Below are 5,398 nucleotides of genomic sequence, written 5' to 3'. Positions count from 1 at the left end.
ATCTTGGGCATGACCGTGGATGAGGTTATCAATGGTTTGAAGAATGGAAGTGTGGTGTTTTACAACATTAATACTTCCAGAGGACACTGGGAAAAAACCGCTCCGACGAAAGGAGAATCCGGCTGGTATTACAACTCGGCAGGAGGTATTACTGATGATGGCTCGGGATATGTTGCAAGTCTCGACTTTGATGAAAATGGAAAACGGTTGGTTATTGATGTAAATGATGAAGCAGAGGCTGGTTCTGAAACCTACTTTAATGTTGGGTTTGCGCTCAATGGGCCGGATTATGATGATTATGTTCGCTTCTCTTTTAATGTTGCTGTAACTGATCCGTCGCTGATCATTACCAGTGTAAATATTCCCGATGGAGACTATGCTGCTGCAGGAATAAATTTGTTCGATTATGCTGATGTGATAGAGTATAATATGGGTGTTAGTGTAGAAGAGTTTCTCGCCAATCTTGATGCTAACGAAGGAGGAACTATTCATTTGTATGTAGTGGATAGAGAAACAGGTGTTTGGGATGCTGAAAGCGGATACACCGCTAATCCTCCGGGATATTGGTTGAATGCCGCAGGTGAAGTTTGTTCCTGGGGTGATGACGGATTTACATTATATGCAGAAGTGAATATGGCGGATGGCATATTTAATATTGGCCGTGCGCCGGAATTGTCTGCCGGAGATTCATACAAAATCAGCCTTGGCTTTAAGGATGTTAATGAGGAGCTAAGCTTTGTCCGTTTCATTATCACCGTCACTTTGGAATAAAGAGCTTTTTCAATGAATAAACATTTTCCCTACTGATTGCTGCGGCCCACCAGCTGCGGTAATCAGGGGAGATTGTAATCCGTTGCAAAAGTGGGAATAGACTGAAATACCATGCACTATGAAAAAAATCGAAATCTTAAAGAATACTGATTACTTCCTGTTTCTCTTTGTCCTGATGTTCACATTTGGAACCGTGACCGGTTGCAAAGATGAGAATCCGGAACCAAAAGATGAAGAGAAACATGAGATTGTGGAAGATGATACCGAGGACGAAAAAGAAGGGAAAAAAATATATATCCCTCAGGAGTTTACAGGGGATGATTTTAATGATGAAAACAGTACCTGGTGCTATCAGCGAAGCCGGGAATCGGAAAACTTTGTTGTTTTTTGGGGAAAAGGGTATGGTGATAAGGATCCTGGGTCATCAGAAGTTCCGGAGGCTTATCGGGTAGATATTGATGATATGCTGGAAAAAGCCGAGGGGTTTTATGATCTTAATGTCAATCAATTGAAGTTTGCTGAAGTCGGGGTGGGGAAATCCAATCTGGATGATTATAAGATGATGATATTCCTGTTTTATCAGGATGAATGGAATGCCACCGGAGCCGGCTATGATGATACCATTGGTGCATTGTGGTTGAGCCCAAATACCTCTCAACCTGTCGGGTCAACGATTGCTCACGAAATTGGCCATAGTTTTCAGTACCAGGTGTTTTGTGACCTGGGGGCAACTGCGGGATACCGTTACGGATTTGGCGGTAATGAGGGCAATGCATTTTGGGAACAATGTGCTCAATGGCAGGCTTATCAAAGCTATCCTGATGAAGTATTCTCTTCCGTACATTATTCGGTTTATTGCGACAATTATCATCGTCACCTGCATCATGAGGACTATCGTTATGCCAGCTATTTTATACATTATTACTGGGCCCAAAAGCATGGCGTGGATATCATAGGTAAGCTGTGGCGAATGGCTGAAGAGCCGGAAGATCCCATTCAAACCTACATGCGAATCACAAATATTTCTGTTTCGCAATTAAATGATGAGATTTATGATGCTGCCACCAGGTTTGTGACATGGGATGTTGAAGAACTTCGTGAAATGGGAGCTGCCTATATTGGCAAGCAAACCTTTAAATACACTGAACTTGAGGATGGTAGTTATCAGGTTGCTTATGAACGTTGCCCCGGAACCACCGGGTACAATGTAATTCCACTGAATGTTCCTGAGGCCGGAACAATGGTCTCCACCGAATTTGCAGGACAGGTAAATGAGCCGGGATTTAATCAGGTTGATGATCCGGATAGAGCTGGTTGGCGCTATGGCTATGTGGCTCTTCTGAATGATGGGGCTCGTGTATATGGAGATATGAATAGCGAAACGGAAAATAGTATAAACTTCACTATTCCTGAAGGCTGCAACAAACTTTGGCTCGTTGTTACAGGAGCACCCGACACCTATGCAGCTCATGCATGGGATGACGAGGAAAGCAATGACGATCAATGGCCCTACAAAGTGAAATTTTCAAATACAGATATCCTGGGAAATATCAGCTTTGACGGTACAGAAACACCTGAGAATGTTGTATTGAACTCCAATGTAAGCTTTCCGTTCAGTTCAACCGATTATTCAGGAAGCTCTGTAACAATAGAAGGAGAAAATCTTATCGAATTGTCTAAAGCTTTTGTACTTCAGCCTGGTGAAATAACCAGTCAGATGGAGGATAAAATCACGTTTTATGCCATGGAGTCCAACGGAACCCTTAACGCAAATACTACAGCCAACGGTTACGGCCATTGGTTTAATGCCGATGGAAATGTTTGCGAATGGGGCAGTGCAGCCAGACTTTTCTCAGAGTTTAATGAAACGGCTTTTTCTTTTTCTATTGGACAGTATCCGAATCAATGTGCCCCGGGTGAGCAGTATTCAATCAGTCAGGCATTGGTTTATGAATACGAGGCCGGAAAAACGGTTCAGGCAACTTTTACTTTTAATGTTACCATTGAGTGACAACCCCAAAAACACTCCCGACGGATCTTACAATAACTATTTAATAGATAATGAGAGAACTGATTTTTCAAAGATTTAGGACAGACTGGAAGAAAATAAGTGGTCTTTTAGGTTTGATTTTTTGTTGGGGGTTATTGCAGGCTCAGGATGTGTCTTTTGATTCTCCTGAGGCGGGCAACCCCCTTCTTCCAGGCTATTTTGCCGATCCTACTGTTAAGAAATTTGGTGATACATGGTACTTGTACACCACCACAGACGGGATAAAACTTGCTTCAGGAGAGCCGCAAGTCTGGATTAGTAAAGACTTCGTGAATTGGTTTAACTACGAGATGGAGCTGGATGTTCCGGAAGGACTAACCAATGTGTGGGCTCCTGATGTGGTGGAAGGCAAGGACGGACAGTATTACTATTTTATGGGAAATTGTCAGTTTGGATGCAATATTTACGGATATGTATCCGAATCACCCATGGGGCCCTGGAAACCGGTTAATGATGGAAATGCCGTGATTGAAGTTGGAACCGGGCTCAGGAATATTCCCGCTCTGGATGCCCAGTTTCTAAAAGATGATAATGGCTCAGTTTTCAGCTGGTTTGGCACTTGGTGCCATTTGTTTGATGGAATTGGCTGGGCCGAGATTGACCCCGGCGACATGAGCACCATTCTTCGAAGTGGAGGAATCCCAATGGAGCAGGTACCAGAGGCATTTGAAGCTGCATATCCTCTGAAAAGAAACGGGAAATATTTTTTGATGTATTCTTCGGGAGATTGTCGGCTCAGCTCTTATGCGGTTCACTATTCTGTTAGTGAACATCCGGAAGGGCCATACCGATATGGTGAGAACTCTCCGATTTTACAATCATCTTCTGATGGAACCATTGACAGTCCCGGCCATCATTCTGTTCTGAAAGAGAATGACCAATACTACATTGTTTATCACAGGCATGATAATCCCCACAGTTCAGGGGGAATGTTTCGTCAGGTTTGTGCCGACCCATTGGTCTTCAACAATGACAGCATTATTCAAAAAGTAAATCCCTCTCACAAAGGGGTTGGTTTTTTTAAGAAACCGAAAGTTGGTGAAAATCTTGCACAAAACGCTTCCGTTTCAGCGACTTCCTTTTACCACCTGGTGTCAAAAAAGACCCGCTTTTCCAACGGAGACATCGACCACAAATATTCTCCTGGTTTTGCCACCGACACTAATAACGGAACCCTTTGGAAATCAGCTTCCGCTAAACTTCCTCAGTCTTTAGTGCTTGATTTGGGAAAAGTAAAAAATATGAAGCGGGTAATGACGCGTTTCGAGTATCCTACTTTTTATTATCAGTACAAAATAGAGACTTCGACCGACAGTATAACCTGGAGTTTGTTTGCTGATAAAACCAATAACCGCAGGTCTGGTTCTCCCATGATCGATGATCATGAAGCTGTTGCAAGATATGTGAAGCTTACAGTGACAGGAACAGAGAAAACCGGGCTGCTGGCTGCGGTGTGGGAAGTTGAGATTTACGATGCTCTTTTTGATGTCCCGGCTTTCCAAAATCCTGAATCTTTTGAGGGGCCCGGTGTTCAGAGTACCCAAAGTTGCATTGCAAATCTGGATGCAGAAAGTCTGAAAGCCGGTCAATTTGTAAATGAACTACCGAATAAAGGAGCAATTGGTGGTCATTTCAAGTCAACAAAACCGCTGAAAATAGAAGAAATTGACGGAGTAAAAGCCTTTGTCTTTGATGGGGAACAAATACTTGAACTTAGTGAAGAAGCCCCTGGAAGCATGTCTTGGAATGCTCCTTATACGGTTGCCGCCTGGGTTAAAAATCCGCAGGTTGGAGAAAATGAGTGTATTGCTACGTGGACTTCCAGAGAGAATATGCTTATGGGATCCTACAGTGCACTTATGTACGGAACAGGTCGATATGGTGCTGTGGCCCATGGGGATGGCTATGTGGATTTGGCATATGTTAATGTTCCTGAAGAGGATAAGTGGCACCATATTTCACTGGTTTTTGATGGAATGAAAGAAGTTCTCTACGTGAATGGAGAGCCGGTAATAGAACAACCCATCAGTTTGTTTGTGGAAAACAGTCGTGTAATTATTGGGGGCTCCGGATTTCCTCAGGAGAATTTTTCGGGGTATATCTCCACTTTCAGGTTATTCGATAAACCAATGAAAATGGATGAAGTAGAAGTTTTAATGAATGAGACCAGGCCTAGGGGAATAATGAAGGTTGGAAAGGAATAGAAAAAACAATAGATATTAATTATTAAGATAAAATTTTTTAACATGAAGTTACTAAAGGCACGCAAACGTAAAAAATCCGGAGGAAGGGCTTCTTTCTCTTTGGTGTTGGGGGCTTTATTCATTGCTGGCAGCGGAGTTTCTGTCAGTGATGCTATGGCTCAGGGAGATTCCGGTTCATCGGCGGATTTATTGAAGCTTTCCACTCCGTCATTTTATCTTTCCGTGGATAAATCGTCTCAAACAGCAGTAGAATTATCTCCAATAAAAGAACCCGGATTTAATTATACTACGGGTGAGTGGTCGGAGGTTCGAAAAGGCGACGGGTATTATCAACTGGGGGACATAAACTTCCGTGTGAAACCGGAAGGTACGG

General features: G+C 43.1%; 4 protein-coding genes. All 4 read left to right on the top strand.

Translation table 11 applies throughout. The features are described 5' to 3' along the window. Nucleotides 1-771, top strand: a 771-nt coding sequence (locus QZZ43_RS04190) for a DUF4859 domain-containing protein (protein ID WP_291856576.1), incomplete at its 5' end; no start/stop codon positions are given. A gap of 118 nt (nt 772-889) precedes the next feature. Next, complete coding sequence (locus QZZ43_RS04185; protein ID WP_291856574.1) at nt 890-2,782, top strand: DUF4859 domain-containing protein; 1,893 nt, start codon at nt 890-892, stop codon at nt 2,780-2,782. A gap of 50 nt (nt 2,783-2,832) precedes the next feature. Continuing rightward, nucleotides 2,833-5,025: a family 43 glycosylhydrolase gene (locus tag QZZ43_RS04180; protein WP_291856572.1), complete on the top strand. Its 2,193-nt coding sequence runs from the start codon at nt 2,833-2,835 to the stop codon at nt 5,023-5,025. Nucleotides 5,026-5,067: 42 nt separating this feature from the next. Beyond that, on the top strand, nt 5,068-5,398 hold a 331-nt coding region (locus QZZ43_RS04175; protein ID WP_291856570.1), incomplete at its 3' end, for a DUF5695 domain-containing protein.

Source organism: Marinilabilia sp. (genome assembly GCF_016278715.1).
Taxonomy (GTDB): domain Bacteria; phylum Bacteroidota; class Bacteroidia; order Bacteroidales; family Marinilabiliaceae; genus Marinilabilia.
This window is presented reverse-complemented; position numbering and strand designations above follow the sequence as displayed.

Excerpts from the sequence above, each read along its gene's own strand:
- QZZ43_RS04180 (WP_291856572.1), top strand. The coding sequence starts at position 2,833 with ATGAGAGAACTGATTTTTCAAAGATTTAGGACAGACTGGAAGAAAATA.
- QZZ43_RS04185 (WP_291856574.1), top strand. The coding sequence starts at position 890 with ATGAAAAAAATCGAAATCTTAAAGAATACTGATTACTTCCTGTTTCTC.